Genomic DNA, 19162 nt, shown 5'->3' with positions numbered 1-19162 from the left:
TGTTTATGCTATCGCCCGTGGCCTATACAGGATCATGACCTGCCCTTGCAATAAGCAGAGATTGGTTTATCGTGATGCGCATCACTTCCCGGCATTTTCGCCGCGGAAGAAACAGATTTTTTGAGACTCCAATGAATAAAACAGACGAATTGCGTACCGCGCGCATTGAAAGCCTGGTGACGCCCGCGGAACTGGCGCAGCGGCATCCCGTGTCTGCCGACGTTGCGGCGCACGTTGCCGCTTCCCGCCGCCGGATTGAAAAGATCCTCAACGGTGAAGATCGCCGCCTGCTGGTGATTATCGGACCGTGCTCCATTCATGATACCGACGCGGCGATGGACTACGCGCGCCGCCTGCAGGGGATGCGTGAACGCTACCAGCCGCAGCTGGAAATCGTCATGCGTACCTACTTTGAAAAACCGCGTACCGTTGTTGGCTGGAAAGGGTTAATTTCGGATCCTGACCTTAACGGCAGCTATCGGGTGAATCACGGTCTTGAGCTGGCACGTCGGCTGCTGCTGCAGGTCAACGAGCTGGGGGTCCCCACCGCCACCGAATTTCTCGATATGGTGACCGGACAGTTTATTGCCGACCTGATAAGCTGGGGCGCTATCGGCGCGCGTACCACCGAAAGCCAGATCCACCGGGAAATGGCCTCCGCGCTCTCCTGCCCGGTCGGCTTCAAAAACGGTACCGATGGTAATACCCGTATTGCCGTCGATGCCATCCGTGCCTCCCGCGCCAGCCATATGTTCCTGTCGCCGGATAAACAGGGGCAGATGACCATCTATCAGACCAGCGGCAACCCGTACGGCCATATCATCATGCGCGGCGGTAAACAGCCGAATTATCATGCTGAAGATATCGCCGCCGCCTGCGATGCGCTGCGTGAATTTGATCTGCCGGAACAGCTGGTGGTTGATTTCAGCCACGGCAACTGCCAGAAGCAGCACCGTCGTCAGCTGGAGGTGTGTGCCGATATCTGCCAGCAGATTCGCGCCGGCTCCACTTCGATTGCCGGCATCATGGCCGAAAGCTTCCTGCAGGAAGGCACGCAGAAGGTGGTTGCCGGGCAGCCGCTGACGCGGGGCCAGTCCATTACCGATCCTTGCCTGAGCTGGGAAGACAGCGAACGTTTGCTGGCCGAACTGGCCGCGGCAACCGCAACCCGCCTGTAGTTCCTGCCCCCGCCACGCCGTGGTGGGGGAGATTCTTTCCGCGCAGTCTGGCGCAGCCTCCCCCCAAAAAACAGGGTTTTCGCAAATAACGCTTGCCGTGAAAATTAACATTATTGATAATGATTATCATTGTTTCTTTTATTTTTATTTGGTGCTATGACGCGTATGGATAACACTGCCACAGCAGAAAAAACAAAAGACAATGCCCCTTACCCCATTCCCACGGACCGTAAGATCAACAGCCGCACCTTACTCGGCGCTGAAGGCCGGGTGGTGATTGAGCATGGTGGCCAGCGCTATTTACTGCGCCAGACCCATGCGGGGAAACTGATTCTGACTAAATAGACCTTCTCCGCCCGCGAGCACAGAGAAGGTCCGGGGTAACATCAGCTGGAGCAACTCACTTCCAGACGCCTTCCCCAGTCGGGCGGACGATTGATATACTCATCGTCCCGGTCTGCAAACGGCTGGCTTAATACCTCATGCAGACGGGCCAGTTCGCTCATATCCCCTTGCTCCGCCTGCTCAATGGCCCGCTGTGCCAGCCAGTTTCGTAACACCAGCGCCGGGTTGACGCTCTGCATCTGTTGCTGGCGTTGCGCATCGTCGATCGGCTCATCGCGCAGGCGCGCGCGATAGCCTGCAAACCAGCTATCGAAGGCCGCGCGATCGATGAACTCATCGCGCAGCGGCGATGCCGCGCTGTGTTGTTCACTCACGCTCAGCATCCGGAAAGTCCGGGTGTAATCGCTGCCTTCCCGTGTCATCAGCGCGAACAGCCCATCCAGCAGGTCGTTATCACCTTTCTGCTGGGTGAACAGACCCAGCTTATCGCGCATCCGGCGGCCGTATACCGTCAGCAAAGCATGCTGGTAGTCATCCAGCGCGGCATTAAGCGCATCCACCGCAATAAACGGCGACAGCGACTGCGCGAGACGTTGTAAATTCCACAGGCCAACCGCCGGCTGGTTTTCAAAGCTGTAGCGGCCCTGATAATCGGAGTGGTTGCAGATAAAATCGGGTTTGAAGTCGTCCAGGAAGCCGTAGGGGCCGTAGTCCATCGTCAGCCCAAGAATCGACATGTTATCGGTGTTCATCACCCCATGGGCGAAGCCAACCGTCTGCCAGCTGGCGATCAGCGTCGCCGTCCGCGTGACAACGTCACGGAACCATAGAACATATTTATCAGCGTCATCAACCAGCTCCGGCCAATGATGACGAATCACGTAGTCGGCCAGCTGCTGTACCTTTTCCGGCTCACGGCGATAATAAAAATGTTCGAAATGGCCAAAGCGCACGTGGCTTTCGGCCAGACGCATCAACATCGCGCCGCTTTCCAGCGTTTCGCGTTGCACGGGGGTATCGCTGGTGACCATGGCGAGCGCGCGCGTCGTCGGGATCCCCAGCGCATGCATGGCCTCCGAGGCCAGACTTTCGCGGATCGTGGAACGTAGCACCGCCCGCCCGTCGCCCATTCGCGAATAGGGCGTCAGTCCGGCGCCTTTAAGATGCCAGTCGAGACGACGGCCGTCCGACAGCTGCTGTTCAGCAAGCAAAATCCCCCGGCCATCGCCAAGCTGGCCGGCCCAGGCGCCAAACTGATGGCCGCTGTAGACCTGCGCCAGCGGCGACATGCCCGGCAGCAGCGTTTCGCCTCCCCACACGCCGGCGCCCTGCGCCGGATGAAACAGCGCCTCGGGAATGCCCAGGGTTTGCGCCAGCGGCGCATTGTGCCAGATAAGTCGGGCATTTTTCAGCGGAGTGGGCGCTAAAGGGGTATAGAAATCCGGCAGTTCATCACGCCAGTGGGTAGTAAAAGACAGGGTCATGGTTCCTCCTCTCTCCAGTGTAGTGCCTTCAACAAGGTATTAACACGGGAGAAACGCAGGGTTATCGACATAAAAAAAGGGAAGCCAGTGCTTCCCCTTCGCCACGACGTCCGTCGCTATATCCTGCGGGCTTGCCAGAACTTCTTATTCCAGTAGACGTTATCCAGGGAGGAACGCGTCACGCCCTGGCTGGTCGATGCATGGATAAACTGATTGTCGGTATCGTAGATGCCCACATGCAGACCGCTGTCGCCGGACCCGGTTTTGAAAAAGACCAGATCCCCCGGCAACAACTCACTTTTGTCAATTTTAGTGCCAATCTCTGCCTGATCGCGAGTTTCACGCGGCAGCTGCAGGGCAAACTTATCGCGGAAGGTCATGAGGACAAATCCGGAACAATCGACCCCGCGCGGAGACATACCGCCATAGCGATACGGCGCGCCCCGCCAGTTGCGCAGCTGTTCGTTCAGGTTCGCGATAACGGTAATGGAATCTGCAAGCCGCGGATTCGGCGGCGGCGCCCGGTGGCTGCTGCAGCCAGCCAGAAATAGCGCCGTCAATAAAATGAACCACAAACGCATCTCAGACGATTCCTCTGTTCCTTATCAATTCGTCAGGATAATTTAGCTGGTTTATCAATGCACTGGCAAGGTTGCTTCGTGCTACTGTGACGCAACGAGCATAAAATGACCGGCAACCGCGATGCGCTGAAAAGGAATCGCATAGGCCGCGGTTAAGTTTTCTTCGGTTAACACTGCCGATGTCTCACCGCAGGCAATGGCCTGCCCCCGGCAGATAAGCCAGGATTGATGGGCGTGTCGCAGGGTATGGTTAAGATCGTGACTGCTCATCACTACCGCCACGCCCGCCTCGCACAGTTCACCCAGAACGCGATCTAGCGCCGCCTGCTGCGCCACGTCCAGACTGTTCATCGGTTCATCCAGCACCAGCAGCTGCCCCGCCGGATTCGCCAGCGGATGAACCTGCAGAATGACCGCCGCCAGGCGTACGCGCTGCCACTCGCCGCCAGAAATATGATTCACCTGGCGCCCGAGCTTATCGCTCAGGCCCAGCTTATCGGCAACGCTGGCGAGCAGTTCGCTTTGCCCGCCATTTTGCAGATGCAACGACAGATAGTGCCATACCGGCATGGCAAAAGGCGGCATCTGGTGCTGGCTCAGGTAGGCCCGGTGACGCGCCAGCTCCTGTGCCGACCACTGGCCCAGTTTACGTTCGTTAAGAATAACGTCTCCGGGCCCCGCAGTCAGACCGGCCATTCGCATCAGCAGCGTGCTTTTGCCTGCGCCGTTTGGCCCTACCAGATGGACCATTTCACCCGGACGCACCTGGGCGCTAAACGGCGCCAGACGCCCCGCTTCTTTGACATTCCGCAGCTGCATCAGAAACGGCATTATTTCGCTAACGCCCCTTTAATGGCGGCAACCAGCAGCGGATCGTCCGGGGTCATATCCGGCGAGAAGCGCTGGATAACCTGGCCATCTTTGCCCAGCAGGAATTTTTCGAAATTCCACAAAATGTCGCCGACGTTTGCCGGCGCACGGCCTTTGCTTGCCATACGCTCGTAGAAACCGCTGCCTTCTGGCGCCACGGCCTGCGGCGCGGCCTCAACCAGTTTCTGGTACAGCGGATGACGATGTTCACCGTTGACGTCTACCTTGCTGAACAGCGGGAAAGTGACGCCATAGGTCGTACTACAAAACGTCTTAATCTCCTCTTCGCTCCCTGGCTCCTGGCCCAGGAACTGGTTGCAAGGGAAGCCAAGCACGGTAAACCCATCGTGCCCGAGCTCTTTTTGCAATGTCTCCAGCTGCTCATACTGCGGCGTGAGACCACATTTTGAGGCCACGTTCACAATCAGCAGAACGCGACCCGCATAGTCCGCCAGCGTCGTTTTTTGACCATCAATCGTGGTGACTTCAGTATTCAGAATATCGTGTTGCATAGCCTTCCCTCCGTCCATAAAACGGGTTTCTGATTTAAGGTGATCCCTATCTACTGTAGCGGATTCACGGGCGCTCATTGTACGTCTAATCGGCGGCCAGGAATACCGCACCGTACGCGCCGCTAACATGAATTCCTCTCAATATGGTCAGCAGACAATTCAGTGTACAGTGTTAAATGGATGTAATAGCCTTTTGTTATGGACTAATTTGAGAGAGTTTTTATAGATGAAAAAGTTGTTAAGCTCAGTGTTAATCGCCACATCGGTAGTATTGTTATCGGCCTGCTCTCCTGACGATAACAACAAAGTTAAGGTGGCGATTAACACCGGACCGGATGAAGCCATCTGGAAAGTGGTTGAGCAGGTGGCGAAGGATAAATACAACCTCGACGTTGAGGTTATCTCTTTCAATGACTACGTACTGCCAAATGAAGCGTTAAATAATAAAGACGTCGATGCTAACGCCTTCCAGACGCTGCCCTATCTCGAGGCGCAGTCCAAAGAGCGCGGCTACAAATTTGCCATCGTTGGCAAAACGTTCGTCTTCCCGATTGCCGCTTATTCACGCAAAATTAAACATATCAACGAGCTGCCGGACGGCGCAACGGTATCTATCTCTAACGAAACCACGACCTTAGGCCGCAGCCTGCTCCTGCTGCAGGCGCAGGGCTTAATCAAACTGAAAGAGGGCGTGGGCTATCTGCCGACGTCGCTGGATATTATCGACAACCCGAAACATTTGAAAATTGTTGAAGTCGATACGCCGCAGCTGACCCGTACTCTCGACGATCCGAACGTCGCGCTGTCGATTATTAACACCAACTTCTCCGCGCAGGCAGGTCTTTCCGCGGCCCGCGATGGTTTATTTATGGAAGGACCGGACTCTCCGTATGTGAATGCCATCGTTTCACGTGAAGAGAATAAAGACAGTAAAAAGATTCAGCAGTTGAAAGAGGCCTTCCAGACCAAAGAAGTCGCCGATAAAGCCATGGAAGTATACAAAGGCGATGCGATCAAAGGCTGGTAAGCCCCAGCGTCCCGCCCCTGGCGCAGCGATCATGGCTGCGCCAGCCCACCGCTTATTGCGAATGCACGGATTTCAGCAGTAGCCAGATGAAGACCGGCGCGCCCAGCGTCGCGGTGACCACGCCGATCGGTAATTCCGCCGCCGACAGCGCCAGGCGGGCAATGATATCGGCGCCGAGCAGCGCACTGGCGCCGGCAAGCACGCAGGCCGGAAGCAGCACCCGATGATCGCTCAAGCCGCACAGGCGAAGAATATGCGGTATCACCAGCCCAATAAATCCAATTGCCCCAGCCAGCGCCACGCTCACGCCAACCAGCCAGCCTGTCGCCACCACCAGCAGCCTGCGCCATAGCCAGAGAGGCAGCCCCAGCTGACGAGCGGACACCTCTCCCAGCGCCAGGAGATTCAGCGGCTGTGATTGCAGACACGCCCAGATAAGTACCGGCAACAGCGCCAGCATCAGCCACAGCTGCTGCCAGTCCACGCCGCCAAACCCGCCCATCATCCAGTACATGAGTTGACGCAAGTCGAAAGAGGTGGAGAAATAGACCGCCCAGGTCATCAACGCGCTACAGATAATGCCGAGCGCGACGCCCGCCAGCAGCAGACGGCTGGTTGACAGATGCCGCCGGGCAAAACGCAGCAGAATAAAAGTAATCACCAGCGCACCGGCAATCGCGCACAGCCCCAGCGCCCATCCCGGCAGATAGCCTTTGCCCAGCAACACCGCAGCAATTAACCCCACGCCAGCGCCGTTAGAAACGCCCAGCAGCCCCGGTTCCGCCAGCGGGTTTTCGAATAATGCCTGCATGATCGCCCCGGAGAGTGCCAGCGCGGCGCCCACCAGCAGAACGGCCAACGTCCGCGGCAGACGAATCTGCCAGATAAACAGCTGCCCTTTGGCGCTGAACCACTCCTGCGGACCAATCCACTGGTCTCCGGCGCAGAGACTGACGGTCAACATGGCGAGGAGCAGCAGCAGGAGTGCAATAAGCCAGCGCCGGCTGCGGCGCTGTTGAGTTTGGACAAAGGTCAGCATAATTTCCGTCATGCCAGAAAGAGATGCCGTTGATTTTACGGTGGCGATAGAGGTGAGAAAAGCAAAACCTCCCGCAGGGGAAGAGATAACCTGATGATCCAATGGCCACAACGGCGGGACATCGGCCCCGCCGCGCTGAGCAGAAAGGTCTCTTACACCAGCACCTGAAACAGCAGAGCGAAGAGAATAATGTTAGCAATCACGATAGCCCAGCCGTTATAGAGCATGTACTTGAGATGGGTCGACTGCGCCAGCCCCATCTGCCCGAACATATCCGAAGAGGGGAACGGGCCAAACCAGTCCACCTGCGATGAAGCCAGCAGAACCGCAGTGGTTCCCTGCGGCGGGACGCCGGCAGCCATCAGCATCGGGCCAAAAATCTTGTGGGTAAAGGTCATCTGCGCCACCGCCGCGCCGGGAACATGGCCAATGATATTGAAGGCGAAAATACAAAAGCACAGCCAGGCCGGGGAGATCCCTTCCAGCAGCGGCTGGGTGTAGTCCAGCAGCCCCTGATAGGCATGGAGCCCATCCATCAGTTCAAGAATCGGGTTATAGAGCCAGTAGAGGATAAACATCCACACCAGACGGCCGCAGCCGTGATACAGCGCCTGCAAAATCTGCGTGGGCCGTAGGCCGCCGACCAGTCCGGTGATCAACGCCACCAGCAGCATCACAATAATCGCGAAGCTAAAGCCGGCTTTTATCACTACCCCAACCACCGCCATCACGATAATCGTTGCCGCAAACGCCAGCGCGCTGAGCTTTTTGCGCCTTGAAACGGCGGCACTGGCTTGCTCCTGCGTTTTTTCAGACAGGTCGACCTCATACCGCAGCTTCCCTTCGGTCATCTTCTGAATCCGCCCCGCCATCACCCAGCCGGCCAGCAAAGTCACCGCACTCATTGGCAACCCGACATACAGCAAATAGTCCGGATAGCTGAGGCCGCCAAGCTTGAGAATCGTCACGGTACTCGGCGTAAACGGCCCGGTAAAAAGCCCGATGGAGCCGGCGGTCATCATCAGCGCGGCCACCGTCGGCGGCGTCAGTCTGACCGCCGCGGCAACCGGAATAATTACCGCCACGATGATCGCATTTCCCCCGGCCATGGTCCCCAGGGCGCCGCAGATGAGAATCGACGAAATGACAATACCCAGTTTAACCCGGGTCTGACTCGACAGCCCGATACGATGAACCACAAATTTCACCAGCTCCACTGCGGCGCCGGTACGAGTCGCCACTTCTCCGACACCGGCACCGAGCATAATGATTAACCCGACGGTGGCAATAAAAGAGCCGGTCGATTTTGCCAGCATTGTTCCCATTTCAGGCAAGCTGGTCGAGGTCATAATCATCGCAATAATAATGGATGAGATCACCGCCAGCACAATATCTACCCCGACGAGCGAAAGGATGGCGAGGGCGACAAGCGGTGTAAAACTCAGCAAGCCGAGTTCGTCTGCGGGGTGTCCATGGCACCAAAATGCCGTCGCTAAAAACAGCCCTAATAACAGGCCAATAATAATATTTTTTCTGGTGATATTCTGTCTGGCTAGTGGGTTGCCAGAGAGCGTTGAGTCACTCATATAACTCCTTGATGCCAATAAAACCGGCCGCTATTGGGACGCGGTGTATTCGGGCCTGCTCAGAAAATATCCCCCTCGTTATAATGTGTTGGCTTGGTTGCCTGAGGGTGTATGTAGGGACAACAGGTATTGTTCTGAGAATCGGATTATCCGCCGGAAGGCGGCGCAGTCAGCGCGATAAGTAAACAGCTCGCTGATTGCGGATTAAATTTATGTTAACTTAATGTTATTGGAAAATGACTTTTTATCTGGCCTCTATAACCCTGAGTTAACTCCTCATGAAACTGCGTCACCTGGAAATCTTCCACGCCGTGATGACTTGCGGCACGCTTTCCCGAGCAGCGGAATCGCTCAATATCTCTCAACCCGCCGCCAGCAAAGCGCTAAAAAACGCCGAGCAGAAGCTCGGTTTTAAACTTTTTCAGCGGGTACGCGGTAAACTGCTGCCCAGTAGCGAAGCGCTGATGCTGTTTGAAAAAGCTCAGAATATTTATCAGGATCTGGATAACCTCCGCCTGCTCGCCGATAACCTGGCCCGCGACCCCCGGGCCAAAATGAGCCTCGGTTGTCTGCCGAGCCTTGGGTTGAGTCTGGTCCCGGAACTGGTCACCGATTTCTATCAACAAAATGCCAATCTGGTGATGACACTCACCACCGAACACACTGAGACATTGGTCAAAAAACTGGATCTGCGCGAGATCGATCTGGCCCTGACGCTGCAGCCCGTCCAGCAAGGGGAGATCACCAGCACCGCTATCGCTGAGGTCCCGCTGGTATACATTGACCGCGACTATCGCCAGGGAGAAGTGGCGATTGAGGAGATTGACCAGCAGCGGTGGATCTCGCCAGGACCACACTCCCTCTCCGCGGCCATTGCGACCCGCCGCGATTTTTCGACCACCCGCCTGAACGTGCAGACCTACTACATGGCCACCGAATTTGTGAAACGCGGCATGGGATGCAGCATTACCGATATTTTTTCCGCCCGGCATAACCTGGCGCCGGCGATGATTCATCCGATCGCGCCGCCGATGATGATCACCCTGTGTTTACTGCGTCGGGCAGACGTTTCACTCAGCCCGATCAGCCAGAAGTTTGTCGATTTTCTCTGTACCCGGCTCCGCCAGCAGCTGCAGGAGATTAACCTGGAGTTATACCCTGAAAATAAAAAGTCAATTGCGCCGCAGAGGCAAATGCTTTGACATAAAGCCCATGCATTTATCAGCGGTGGGTTTATCAGGTTATGAAAAAGCGCATTGTCATTATCGGCGGCGGTGTTATCGGGCTGGCAACAGCTTATGAGTTAATCAAGAGCGGTCATCAGGTCCAGTTGCTGGAACGTCAGGCGAAGCCAGGTCTGGCAACCAGCTTTGCCAACGGCGGGCAGCTTAGCTACCGGTATGTGGCCCCCCTGGCCGATCGTGGCGTTCCCCTGCAGGGGATGAAATGGATGGGTAAAGCCGACTCGCCTCTCAATATGCGTTTGAAAATGTCGGCGGATCAATGGCGCTGGCTGCTGCAGTTTCTCCGCGCCTGTAATAGCCAGACGAATAAGCTCAACGGCGATCATATATTGCGCTTGTCGCTGCTCAGCCGTCAGGTGATGCAGGAGTGGCTGACGGCGGATAATCTGCACGACTTTCACTGGCGGCGTTCCGGGAAATTGATCGTTCATCGCCGGACATATGATTTTAATAAAGCCGCCAAAGGTATCAGCCCGCAATATCAGCAAGCGTTGAATGCCGACGAGTGTATTCAACTTGAACCGGCGCTGAAATATATACACCCTTCGCTGCAGGGCGGTATTTATTCGCCCGGCGATGAGACCGCCGACTGTCAAAAATTCTGCCAGGCGCTGCTGGAGAAGCTGCATGCCAGCGCCAGCTTTACTCTGACCAGCGATTGTGAGGTGCTGCGCCTGAATAAAAAAGGCGCCCGCATTGATTCTGTCGATACCCGTCAGGGAACGATGGTCGGCGATGAGTACATCGTGGCGGCAGGAAACGGCAGCGGTCCCCTGCTGGCCGGTACCGGTATTCGCGTGCCGCTGTGCGCTCTGAAAGGCTACAGCCTGACGCTCCCCTACCCCACAAAGCCCGGGATTGCGCCTGATATCAGCGTAACGGATTATGGCCATAAAGTGGTCTACGCCCGGCTGGGCGATCGGCTGCGCATTGCCGCCATGGTCGATATTGGCTACGACGGCGATGAACTGCGCCCCGAGCGTATCCAGGCGCTAAAAAAGATCGTCACCCGCAGCTTCCCTGAGTTGCAGGGCGTTGAGGATGCAGAGGCCTGGTGCGGTATGCGCCCTTCAACCCCCGCGGGTCCCCCTCTGCTTGGTCGTGCCGGGTATCAGAACCTGTGGATGAACCTCGGTCAGGGTAGCCTCGGCTTTACTCTGGCCGCCGGCAGCGCGGTGGTGCTCGGCGCGCTACTCAACGGCGCAAGTCCCGCCATTTCTTTAGAAGGTCTGACATGGGAACACTCAGCATGAAAATAGAACGTCATCATTCGCAGCCCCGCCTTTCCGCCAGCGTCGGGTACGGCGATCTGATCTTTTTATCAGGGCAAACCCCGGCAAGCAGCGATGACGATATCCGCCAGCAAACCCGGGAGGTTTTAGCAAAAATTGACGCACTGCTGGCCGAAGCCGGCAGTGATAATCGTCATATTCTGTCTGCTCAGGTGTGGCTGAAGACGATGGCACGTGATTTTGCCGGGTTTAACGAGGTCTGGGTCGCCTGGATACCGGAAGGTCACAGTCCGGCACGCGCGGCCGTCCAGGCGGAAATGGCACGCCCTGATATCCTCGTCGAGGTGATGGTTACTGCCGTAAGAAGTTGATTTACGCCACAAAAGAAAAAGGCCGCATCAGCGGCCTTTTTAGTTAGTTCAGATTATTTGTCTCTGGGCGAAGCGTTTTCGACACGGCTTTTAAGTTTCTGACCGGGTCTGAAGGTCACCACACGCCGGGCTGTAATGGGAATATCTTCCCCCGTTTTCGGGTTACGACCCGGGCGTTGGTTTTTATCCCGCAAATCGAAGTTGCCGAACCCGGAGAGTTTTACCTGTTCTCCGTTTTCCAGAGCACGACGCACCTCTTCGAAAAACAACTCTACCAGCTCTTTGGCATCCCGCTTGCTAAGCCCAAGCTTATCAAACAGATATTCTGACATTTCAGCTTTTGTAAGCGCCATAGGTTCAATCCCTCAATGATGCCTGGAATCGCTCTTTTAATGCCTCTACACATCTGGCAACGGTAGCGGCAATCTCCTCTTCTTCGAGTGTACGGCTGGTATCCTGCAGGATGAGGCTAATCGCAAGGCTCTTACTGCCTTCCGCCACCCCTTTACCACGGTACACGTCAAATAAGTTTACGCCAACTACCTGATTTACGCCAACTTTCTTACACTCTGTCAAAACATCGGCTGCAGGTACGTTTTCCGCGACGACAACGGCGATATCACGACGGTTCGCCGGGAAACGAGAAATCTCGCGCGCCTGAGGCACCACGCGGTCTGCAAGCTTGTTCCACTCCAGCTCGAACGCTAAAGTCCGGCCGTTCAGATCCAGTTTACGTTCCAGTTCAGGATGAACAACCCCAATGAAACCAATACGTTCACCTTTCAGATAAATCGCGGCTGACTGCCCCGGATGCAGTGCGCTGTTCGCTTCTGCGCGGAATTCGATATCCGCTAATTTGCCGGTCAGGTCGAGAATGGACTCCAGATCGCCTTTCAGATCGTAGAAATCAACGGTCTCTTTTGCCAGATTCCAGTGCTCTTCGTAGCGGTTGCCGCAAATCACACCGGCCAGCATCACGTCCTGACGAATGCCCAGCGGAGCCTGGGTATCCGGAACAAAACGCAAACCGCTTTCAAAAATGCGGACGCGGCTTTGCTGACGGTTCTGGTTGTACACCACCGTACCCAGCAGACCGGTCAGCAGCGACAGACGCATCGCCGACATTTCGCTGGAGATAGGGCTCGGCAGAATCAGGGCTTCTTCACCCGGGTGAATCAGCTGCTGCACTTTCGGGTCAACAAAGCTGTAGGTGATGACTTCCTGGTAGCCCTTGTCGTTAAGCAGCGTTTTTACACGTTTCAGCGACAGATTAGCTTCGCGGTGGGTGCCCATAATCAGCCCCGCCTGCACCGGCCGATCCGGAATATTGTTATACCCGTAAACGCGGGCCACCTCTTCGACCAGGTCCTCTTCGATGGCAATATCGAAGCGCCAGCTCGGTGCAACGGCCTGCCACTCACCATCGCCGACGGTCACCTCACAGCCCAGGCGAGTCAGAATATCGCTCACCTGCGCATCATCAATATGATGGCCAATCAGACGATCCAGTTTGCTACGACGCAGGGTAATGGTCGCCGCCTTCGGCAACGCAGCTTCGTTGGTCGCATCGATAACCGGGCCCGCTTCGCCGCCGCAGATATCGATCAGCAGGCGGGTTGCACGTTCCATCGCTTTATACTGCAGCGCTGAATCCACGCCGCGCTCATAGCGATGAGACGCATCGGTGTGCAGACCGTGGCGACGCGCGCGGCCAGTGATCGACAGTGGGCTGAAGAATGCGCATTCCAGCAGCACGTTCTGCGTTTCGTCATTGACGCCAGAGTGTTCACCGCCAAAGATGCCGCCCATAGCCAGCGCTTTGTGATGGTCGGCAATAACCAGGGTATCGGTATCCAGTTTGGCTTCGGTCCCGTCCAGCAGAACCAGTTTCTCACCCTCTTTCGCCATTCGGACCACGATCCCACCGTCAATGCGGTCGCAATCGAACGCATGCATCGGTTGACCCAGCTCGAGCAGCACGTAGTTGGTGACGTCAACGACCGCATCGATGGAGCGAATCCCGCAGCGACGCAGCTTCTCTTTCATCCACAGCGGGGTTGGCGCTTTAACATTGATACCCTTCACCACGCGGCCCAGGTAGCGAGGACAGGCCTCCGGCGCTTCAACGGTGACAGGCAGAGTATCGGTAATGGTGGCGGCAACGGGGGTAATCTCCGGTGCGTTCAGCGGTTCTTTATTCAGAACGGCCACGTCGCGGGCGACGCCGATGATACCTAAGCAGTCCGCACGGTTCGGCGTGACGCTGATTTCGATCGTGTTATCGTCCAGCTGCAGATATTCACGGATATCGGTGCCAATCGGCGCATCCGCCGGCAGTTCGATAATTCCGCTATGATCGTCGGACACGCCCAGCTCAGAAAACGAGCACAGCATCCCTTCGGAAGGTTCACCGCGCAGCTTCGCGGCCTTAATTTTGAAGTCGCCCGGCAGCACGGCGCCGATGGTTGCTACGGCAACCTTTAGCCCCTGACGGCAGTTTGGCGCCCCGCAGACGATGTCCAGCAGACGTTCGCCGCCGACGTTAACTTTCGTGACGCGCAGTTTGTCGGCATTCGGGTGCTGACCGCACTCAACCACTTCACCGACAACAACGCCGTTGAAGCTACCGGCTACCGGCTCAACGCCGTCCACTTCGAGGCCCGCCATGGTGATCTGGTTAGCCAGCGCTTCGCTGTCGATCGCCGGGTTAACCCACTCGCGTAACCACAGTTCACTGAATTTCATTATTCTGTCCTGCCCTTATTTAAACTGTTTGAGGAAACGCAAATCGTTTTCGAAGAACGCGCGTAAATCGGTCACGCCGTAGCGCAGCATCGTCAGACGCTCCATCCCCATGCCGAAGGCGAAGCCGGAATAGATTTCCGGATCGATGCCAACGTTGCGCAGAACGTTCGGATGCACCATGCCGCAGCCGAGGACCTCCAGCCACTTGCCGTTTTTACCCATAACGTCAACTTCCGCGGAAGGTTCGGTAAACGGGAAGTAGGACGGACGGAAACGAATCTGCAGGTCTTCCTCGAAGAAGTTATTCAGGAAGTCATGCAGCGTCCCTTTCAGGTTGGTGAAGTTGATATTGGTATCAACAATCAGACCTTCCATCTGGTGGAACATCGGCGTATGGGTCTGGTCGTAGTCGTTACGGTAAACGCGGCCCGGCGCAATAATGCGGATCGGCGGCTGCTGGTTTTCCATAGTACGAATTTGCACGCCGGAGGTTTGGGTACGCAGCAGACGCGTCGCATCAAACCAGAAGGTATCGTGATCGGCACGGGCCGGGTGGTGGCCCGGAATGTTCAGCGCATCAAAGTTGTGGTAGTCATCTTCAATTTCCGGACCGGTCGCGACGGTGAAGCCAAGCTCACCGAAGAAGTGCTCAATACGGTCGATGGTGCGCGTCACCGGATGCAGCCCGCCGTTCTCGATCCGACGACCGGGCAGAGAGACATCGATAGTCTCTGCGGCCAGACGCGCATTCAGCGCTGCGCCTTCCAGATCCGCTTTACGCGCGTTAAGCGCCTGCTGAACCTGCTCTTTTGCTTCGTTGATGACCGCACCAGCCGCCGGACGCTCTTCTGGCGGCAGTTCACGCAGGGTTGTCATCTGAAGGGTCAGATGCCCTTTCTTCCCCAGGTATTCCACGCGGACGTTGTCCAGCGCGGCAACATCTGATGCCTCATTAATGGCTGCCTTCGCACTGGCAACCAGCTCTGCGAGATGTGACATGGTTTTCCTCATTATGTCGGTGCAGACACCGGTTATGATCATTATTTTATTCTGACTATTTCGAGTCACAGGCGGCGTCGGGCCGCATGGCACTTAGCACAGAAAAATCGCTGTCGCCGGATGCGCACTCAGCCCGCGCACCTGCAGCTTGAAATAGAATGAACACGTTCATATACGAAAAAAGCCTCCACAGTGGGAGGCTTTCTGGCGCTGTTTTCCGTTTCTTCTTTCACGCGCTAGCCTCCTGAGTTCAGGTGCTAAAGTAAAAAAAGAAGCGGAAAATAGCAGCATTCATGCTTGCATTACCTTGTCTGGTACGAAACGTAAGACCTGTATTGAAAAGCTTACGGCAATAAAAGTCAATGTATTGATGGTGTTGAAACGAAAAGAGGGAGACAAGCTCCCTCTTTCAACTGGCTTATGCCAGAGCTGCTTTCGCTTTTTCGACCAGCGCGGTGAACGCTAATTTGTCGAATACGGCGATGTCAGCCAGGATCTTACGGTCGATTTCAACAGAGGCTTTTTTCAGGCCGTTGATGAATTTGCTGTAAGAAATACCGTTCTGACGTGCTGCTGCGTTGATACGCGCAATCCACAGTTGACGGAACTGACGCTTTTTCTGACGACGGTCACGATAAGCGTACTGACCAGCTTTGATAACAGCCTGGAAGGCAACGCGGTATACGCGAGAACGCGCACCGTAGTAGCCTTTAGCTTGTTTCAAAATTTTCTTGTGACGTGCACGGGCAACTACACCACGTTTTACGCGAGCCATATGTGCTCTCCTGTATCTATTCTAATTAAAAAGTTTAAAAGGGTTAACGACTTATGCGTACGGCAGGCACGCGATTACCAGGCCCAGATCGCCTTTGGAAACCATGGCTTTCGGACGCAGGTGACGTTTACGCTTGGTAGCTTTTTTAGTCAGAATGTGACGCAGGTTAGCGTGCTTGTGCTTAAAACCACCTTTACCGGTTTTTTTGAAGCGCTTAGCAGCACCGCGTACGGTCTTAATTTTTGGCATTTTAATAACTTCCACTTCGCATTGTTAATAAACGAAACATAGGCGAACAACGCCTGCGAAGCCTGATGGCTCCACAGGAGTTGCTACTTGAAGGCCTTACTGTTTCTTCTTAGGAGCGAGCACCATGATCATCTGGCGGCCTTCGATCTTCGACGGGAAGGATTCGACCACTGCCAGTTCACTCAGATCGTCACGGACGCGGTTAAGCACTTCCATACCGATCTGCTGGTGAGCCATCTCACGACCGCGGAAACGCAGCGTGATCTTAGCTTTATCACCCTCTTCCAGAAAGCGAACCAGGCTGCGGAGTTTTACCTGGTAGTCGCCATCATCGGTGCCAGGACGGAATTTGATTTCCTTAACCTGGATAACTTTTTGCTTTTTCTTCTGTTCCTTAGAAGACTTGCTCTTTTCATAGAGGAATTTGCCGTAATCCATAATACGACAAACCGGCGGCTCGGCGTTAGGGCTGATTTCGACTAAGTCTACTCCGGCTTCTTCAGCTTTTTCCAGAGCTTCTCTCAGACTCACAATACCAAGCTGCTCGCCTTCCAGACCTGTTAAGCGAACTTCTTGCGCGCGAATTTCGCCATTAATACGATTCGGACGCGCCGTTTGAACTCGTTTTCCGCCTTTAATACCTTATTCCTCCAGTTGTTGAAGACTGCGGCTGCGAATCTCTTGTTGCAGCTTTTCGATCACTTCATTTACGTCCATGCTGCCGAGGTCTTTACCACGACGGGTACGCACGGCCACTTTGCCGGCTTCGACTTCTTTGTCGCCACAGACCAACATATACGGGACACGACGTAAAGTGTGCTCGCGGATTTTAAAGCCAATCTTCTCATTTCTCAAGTCCGCTTTTACCCGAATGCCCGCATTTTGTAGTTTACGAGTCAATTCGTTAACGTATTCAGACTGAGAATCGGTAATATTCATCACCACGACCTGCACCGGCGCAAGCCAGGTTGGGAAGAAGCCGGCAAACTCTTCGGTCAGGATGCCAATGAAGCGCTCCATAGACCCCAGAATTGCGCGGTGAATCATTACCGGTACCTGACGCTCGTTATTTTCGCCCACATAAGAAGCGCTTAAACGCTGCGGCAGAGAGAAGTCCAGCTGTACCGTTCCGCACTGCCATGCACGATCGAGGCAGTCATACAGAGTAAATTCAATTTTCGGACCGTAGAACGCGCCTTCACCCAGTTGATATTCAAACGGGATATTGTTTTCTTCCAGCGCGACCGCCAGATCCGCCTCAGCACGATCCCAGGTCTCGTCGCTTCCGATACGTTTTTCCGGACGAGTTGAGAGTTTGACGACGATTTTCTCGAAGCCAAAGGTGCTGTACATATCGTAGACCATACGAATACAGGCGTTCACTTCCTCACGGACCTGCTCTTCTGTACAGAAGATGTGCGCATCATCCTGAGTAAAGCCACGTACGCGCATCAGACCATGCAGCGCGCCCGAAGGCTCGTTACGATGGCAGCTACCGAACTCCGCCATACGCAGCGGCAGATCGCGGTACGATTTCAGACCCTGATTAAAGATCTGCACGTGACCCGGACAGTTCATCGGCTTGATGCAGTATTCACGGTTCTCAGAAGAGGTGGTGAACATCGCATCTTTGTAGTTGTCCCAGTGCCCGGTTTTTTCCCACAGCACGCGGTCCATCATGAACGGACCTTTTACTTCCTGGTACTGGTACTCTTTCAGCTTGGAGCGAACGAACACTTCCAGCTCGCGGAAGATTGTCCAGCCGTCGTTATGCCAGAAGACCATACCCGGCGCCTCTTCCTGCATATGATACAGGTCGAGCTGCTTGCCAATCTTGCGGTGATCACGCTTGGACGCTTCTTCCAGACGCAGCAGATGCGCGTTAAGCGCTTTTTTATCTGCCCATGCGGTACCGTAAATACGCTGCAACATCTTGTTGTTGCTGTCGCCGCGCCAGTACGCGCCTGCGGTTTTCATCAGTTTAAAGTGATGACAAAAACGCATATTCGGCACGTGCGGTCCACGGCACATGTCGACGTACTCTTCATGATGATACAAGCCAGGCTTGTCATCATGGGCGATATTTTCATCAAGAATGGAAACTTTATAAGTCTCGCCACGCTTCACAAAGGTTTCACGCGCTTCGTGCCAGCTGACTTTCTTCTTGATGACGTCATAATTCTTCTCGGCGAGCTCATGCATACGTTTTTCGAGCGCGTCGATATCTTCCTGGGTCAGCGTATGATCGAGGTCGACGTCATAATAGAAGCCGTTATCGATAACCGGGCCGATAGCCATCTTGGTGTTTGGCCACAGCTGCTTAATCGCATGACCGAGCAGATGCGCGCAGGAGTGACGAATGATTTCCAGGCCGTCTTCATCTTTTGCAGTAATGATGGAGAGGGTTGCATCGTTTTCGATGAGGTCGCTGGCATCGACCAGCTCACCATTCACTCGTCCCGCGATCGTGGCTTTCGCCAGGCCTGGACCGATATCCAGAGCAACATCCAGCGGGCTAACGGCGTGGTCAAAATGGCGTTGGCTGCCATCAGGAAGCGTAATTACAGGCATTTTATGTCCTTATTTGCAGTGGTGCCCCACACGAAAGAGCACATACAAAACAATATAATAATAATTATCAACAAGTTATAGCTCAGTTCCCGCTTCACTCTGCGAAATATGAGGACGATCGTTTACCGAGTCGTTCCCACCTGCAGCCGCCTGCTGATAACACCGACCCTTAGTTTACACATCATTAGTGCGTGTTAAAAGTCAGAACAAGATAAATGGTGGCGGTTATGGATAAAACAAGGGGGACAGAATCATATGCTGGATATTCAGCCACAGGAACAACGTGGCGGGACGGCGGACGAAAAAAGAAAAACAGCTCGTGCCACAATAGGTAATGGCAAGAAATAGCAAAGT

Annotated in this window: 20 protein-coding genes and 1 other annotated feature; of the genes, 6 read left to right on the top strand and 14 right to left on the bottom strand. The window is 55.0% G+C overall.

Annotation, left to right across the window (positions count from 1 at the left end):
• Nucleotides 1-131 precede the first annotated feature (131 nt).
• Together aroH and hemP are read left to right on the top strand one after the other, a co-directional pair.
• The gene (gene aroH, locus OQV00_RS10465; RefSeq protein ID WP_004863320.1) at nucleotides 132-1178 is read left to right on the top strand and encodes a 3-deoxy-7-phosphoheptulonate synthase AroH; all 1047 of its coding nucleotides are present in this window, start codon (nucleotides 132-134) and stop codon (nucleotides 1176-1178) included.
• Nucleotides 1179-1343: 165 nt separating this feature from the next.
• Nucleotides 1344-1523, top strand: a complete 180-nt coding sequence (hemP, locus tag OQV00_RS10460; protein ID WP_046852335.1) for a hemin uptake protein HemP — start codon at nucleotides 1344-1346, stop codon at nucleotides 1521-1523.
• A gap of 41 nt (nucleotides 1524-1564) precedes the next feature.
• Here the strand turns inward: hemP and selO are convergent, their stop codons facing one another.
• From selO to OQV00_RS10440, 4 genes are all read right to left on the bottom strand, one after another.
• The gene (gene selO, locus OQV00_RS10455; protein ID WP_266280285.1) at nucleotides 1565-3007 is read right to left on the bottom strand and encodes a protein adenylyltransferase SelO; all 1443 of its coding nucleotides are present in this window, start codon (nucleotides 3005-3007) and stop codon (nucleotides 1565-1567) included.
• A 116-nt stretch (nucleotides 3008-3123) separates the two neighbouring features.
• On the bottom strand, nucleotides 3124-3588 hold the full coding sequence (locus tag OQV00_RS10450; RefSeq protein WP_004863328.1) for an NlpC/P60 family protein: 465 nt from the start codon (nucleotides 3586-3588) through the stop codon (nucleotides 3124-3126).
• 81 nt (nucleotides 3589-3669) lie between these two features.
• A complete protein-coding gene (gene btuD, locus OQV00_RS10445; protein ID WP_004863331.1) occupies nucleotides 3670-4419 on the bottom strand; it encodes a vitamin B12 ABC transporter ATP-binding protein BtuD in 750 nt (249 codons plus the stop codon).
• Nucleotides 4419-4970 carry a glutathione peroxidase gene (locus OQV00_RS10440; RefSeq protein WP_032717750.1) on the bottom strand — a complete coding sequence of 184 codons (552 nt, stop codon included), beginning with the start codon at nucleotides 4968-4970 and terminating at the stop codon, nucleotides 4419-4421. Before OQV00_RS10440 ends, btuD begins: the two co-directional genes overlap by 1 nt.
• Nucleotides 4971-5196: 226 nt before the next feature.
• Here OQV00_RS10440 and OQV00_RS10435 point away from each other — a divergent pair, with 226 nt between their 5' ends.
• Nucleotides 5197-5997, top strand: a complete 801-nt coding sequence (locus tag OQV00_RS10435) for a MetQ/NlpA family ABC transporter substrate-binding protein (protein WP_004863338.1) — start codon at nucleotides 5197-5199, stop codon at nucleotides 5995-5997.
• Nucleotides 5998-6049: 52 nt separating this feature from the next.
• On the opposite strand, the gene btuC is transcribed toward OQV00_RS10435, so the two are convergent.
• A complete protein-coding gene (gene btuC, locus OQV00_RS10430) occupies nucleotides 6050-7036 on the bottom strand; it encodes a vitamin B12 ABC transporter permease BtuC (protein WP_015584105.1) in 987 nt (328 codons plus the stop codon).
• A gap of 152 nt (nucleotides 7037-7188) precedes the next feature.
• Nucleotides 7189-8622: a gluconate:proton symporter gene (locus tag OQV00_RS10425; RefSeq protein WP_004863342.1), complete on the bottom strand. Its 1434-nt coding sequence runs from the start codon at nucleotides 8620-8622 to the stop codon at nucleotides 7189-7191.
• A gap of 278 nt (nucleotides 8623-8900) precedes the next feature.
• Here OQV00_RS10425 and admX point away from each other — a divergent pair, with 278 nt between their 5' ends.
• Genes admX through OQV00_RS10410 form a run of 3 tightly spaced genes read left to right on the top strand, consistent with a single transcriptional unit; the run spans nucleotide 8901 to nucleotide 11469 of the window.
• Nucleotides 8901-9824: an HTH-type transcriptional regulator AdmX gene (admX, locus tag OQV00_RS10420; protein ID WP_004863346.1), complete on the top strand. Its 924-nt coding sequence runs from the start codon at nucleotides 8901-8903 to the stop codon at nucleotides 9822-9824.
• 41 nt (nucleotides 9825-9865) lie between these two features.
• Complete coding sequence (locus tag OQV00_RS10415) at nucleotides 9866-11119, top strand: D-amino acid dehydrogenase (protein WP_069475857.1); 1254 nt, start codon at nucleotides 9866-9868, stop codon at nucleotides 11117-11119.
• Entirely contained in the window at nucleotides 11116-11469 is a 354-nt protein-coding gene (locus OQV00_RS10410; RefSeq protein WP_088911832.1) for a RidA family protein, read from the top strand. Before OQV00_RS10415 ends, OQV00_RS10410 begins: the two co-directional genes overlap by 4 nt.
• A gap of 53 nt (nucleotides 11470-11522) precedes the next feature.
• On the opposite strand, the gene ihfA is transcribed toward OQV00_RS10410, so the two are convergent.
• The 8 genes from ihfA to thrS form a co-directional block, all read right to left on the bottom strand.
• A complete protein-coding gene (ihfA, locus tag OQV00_RS10405; RefSeq protein ID WP_004102960.1) occupies nucleotides 11523-11822 on the bottom strand; it encodes an integration host factor subunit alpha in 300 nt (99 codons plus the stop codon).
• A 4-nt stretch (nucleotides 11823-11826) separates the two neighbouring features.
• The gene (pheT, locus tag OQV00_RS10400) at nucleotides 11827-14214 is read right to left on the bottom strand and encodes a phenylalanine--tRNA ligase subunit beta (RefSeq protein WP_004863353.1); all 2388 of its coding nucleotides are present in this window, start codon (nucleotides 14212-14214) and stop codon (nucleotides 11827-11829) included.
• A gap of 15 nt (nucleotides 14215-14229) precedes the next feature.
• Complete coding sequence (gene pheS, locus OQV00_RS10395; protein ID WP_004863355.1) at nucleotides 14230-15213, bottom strand: phenylalanine--tRNA ligase subunit alpha; 984 nt, start codon at nucleotides 15211-15213, stop codon at nucleotides 14230-14232.
• Between the two features lie 174 nt (nucleotides 15214-15387).
• Nucleotides 15388-15513 (bottom strand) — a sequence feature (Phe leader region).
• Nucleotides 15464-15508, bottom strand: a complete 45-nt coding sequence (gene pheM / locus OQV00_RS10390) for a pheST operon leader peptide PheM (RefSeq protein WP_001386830.1) — start codon at nucleotides 15506-15508, stop codon at nucleotides 15464-15466. It overlaps the preceding feature by 45 nt.
• Before the next feature lie 118 nt (nucleotides 15514-15631).
• Nucleotides 15632-15988, bottom strand: a complete 357-nt coding sequence (gene rplT / locus OQV00_RS10385; protein WP_004102963.1) for a 50S ribosomal protein L20 — start codon at nucleotides 15986-15988, stop codon at nucleotides 15632-15634.
• Nucleotides 15989-16039: 51 nt separating this feature from the next.
• Nucleotides 16040-16237, bottom strand: a complete 198-nt coding sequence (gene rpmI / locus OQV00_RS10380) for a 50S ribosomal protein L35 (protein WP_001124225.1) — start codon at nucleotides 16235-16237, stop codon at nucleotides 16040-16042.
• 96 nt (nucleotides 16238-16333) lie between these two features.
• Nucleotides 16334-16876 carry a translation initiation factor IF-3 gene (gene infC / locus OQV00_RS10375; protein ID WP_049267827.1) on the bottom strand — a complete coding sequence of 181 codons (543 nt, stop codon included), beginning with the start codon at nucleotides 16874-16876 and terminating at the stop codon, nucleotides 16334-16336.
• A gap of 3 nt (nucleotides 16877-16879) precedes the next feature.
• A complete protein-coding gene (gene thrS, locus OQV00_RS10370; protein WP_015584103.1) occupies nucleotides 16880-18808 on the bottom strand; it encodes a threonine--tRNA ligase in 1929 nt (642 codons plus the stop codon).
• Nucleotides 18809-19162 lie beyond the last annotated feature (354 nt).

Source organism: Klebsiella sp. DY2415 (genome assembly GCF_026314315.1).
In the GTDB taxonomy this organism is placed as follows: domain Bacteria; phylum Pseudomonadota; class Gammaproteobacteria; order Enterobacterales; family Enterobacteriaceae; genus Klebsiella; species Klebsiella ornithinolytica.
Note: the sequence above shows the minus strand (reverse complement) of the source record. Positions and strands in the feature narration are given on the sequence as shown.

What these genes read in the sequence shown, in the direction of transcription:
- rplT (WP_004102963.1), bottom strand. Translation starts at nt 15,988, where the DNA reads ATGGCTCGCGTAAAACGTGGTGTAGTTGCCCGTGCACGTCACAAGAAA.
- btuD (WP_004863331.1), bottom strand. Translation starts at nt 4,419, where the DNA reads ATGCCGTTTCTGATGCAGCTGCGGAATGTCAAAGAAGCGGGGCGTCTG.
- ihfA (WP_004102960.1), bottom strand. Translation starts at nt 11,822, where the DNA reads ATGGCGCTTACAAAAGCTGAAATGTCAGAATATCTGTTTGATAAGCTT.
- OQV00_RS10440 (WP_032717750.1), bottom strand. Translation starts at nt 4,970, where the DNA reads ATGCAACACGATATTCTGAATACTGAAGTCACCACGATTGATGGTCAA.
- pheS (WP_004863355.1), bottom strand. Translation starts at nt 15,213, where the DNA reads ATGTCACATCTCGCAGAGCTGGTTGCCAGTGCGAAGGCAGCCATTAAT.
- OQV00_RS10425 (WP_004863342.1), bottom strand. Translation starts at nt 8,622, where the DNA reads ATGAGTGACTCAACGCTCTCTGGCAACCCACTAGCCAGACAGAATATC.
- selO (WP_266280285.1), bottom strand. Translation starts at nt 3,007, where the DNA reads ATGACCCTGTCTTTTACTACCCACTGGCGTGATGAACTGCCGGATTTC.
- aroH (WP_004863320.1), top strand. Translation starts at nt 132, where the DNA reads ATGAATAAAACAGACGAATTGCGTACCGCGCGCATTGAAAGCCTGGTG.
- OQV00_RS10415 (WP_069475857.1), top strand. Translation starts at nt 9,866, where the DNA reads ATGAAAAAGCGCATTGTCATTATCGGCGGCGGTGTTATCGGGCTGGCA.
- OQV00_RS10450 (WP_004863328.1), bottom strand. Translation starts at nt 3,588, where the DNA reads ATGCGTTTGTGGTTCATTTTATTGACGGCGCTATTTCTGGCTGGCTGC.
- OQV00_RS10435 (WP_004863338.1), top strand. Translation starts at nt 5,197, where the DNA reads ATGAAAAAGTTGTTAAGCTCAGTGTTAATCGCCACATCGGTAGTATTG.
- hemP (WP_046852335.1), top strand. Translation starts at nt 1,344, where the DNA reads ATGGATAACACTGCCACAGCAGAAAAAACAAAAGACAATGCCCCTTAC.
- admX (WP_004863346.1), top strand. Translation starts at nt 8,901, where the DNA reads ATGAAACTGCGTCACCTGGAAATCTTCCACGCCGTGATGACTTGCGGC.
- thrS (WP_015584103.1), bottom strand. Translation starts at nt 18,808, where the DNA reads ATGCCTGTAATTACGCTTCCTGATGGCAGCCAACGCCATTTTGACCAC.
- rpmI (WP_001124225.1), bottom strand. Translation starts at nt 16,237, where the DNA reads ATGCCAAAAATTAAGACCGTACGCGGTGCTGCTAAGCGCTTCAAAAAA.
- OQV00_RS10410 (WP_088911832.1), top strand. Translation starts at nt 11,116, where the DNA reads ATGAAAATAGAACGTCATCATTCGCAGCCCCGCCTTTCCGCCAGCGTC.
- btuC (WP_015584105.1), bottom strand. Translation starts at nt 7,036, where the DNA reads ATGCTGACCTTTGTCCAAACTCAACAGCGCCGCAGCCGGCGCTGGCTT.
- pheT (WP_004863353.1), bottom strand. Translation starts at nt 14,214, where the DNA reads ATGAAATTCAGTGAACTGTGGTTACGCGAGTGGGTTAACCCGGCGATC.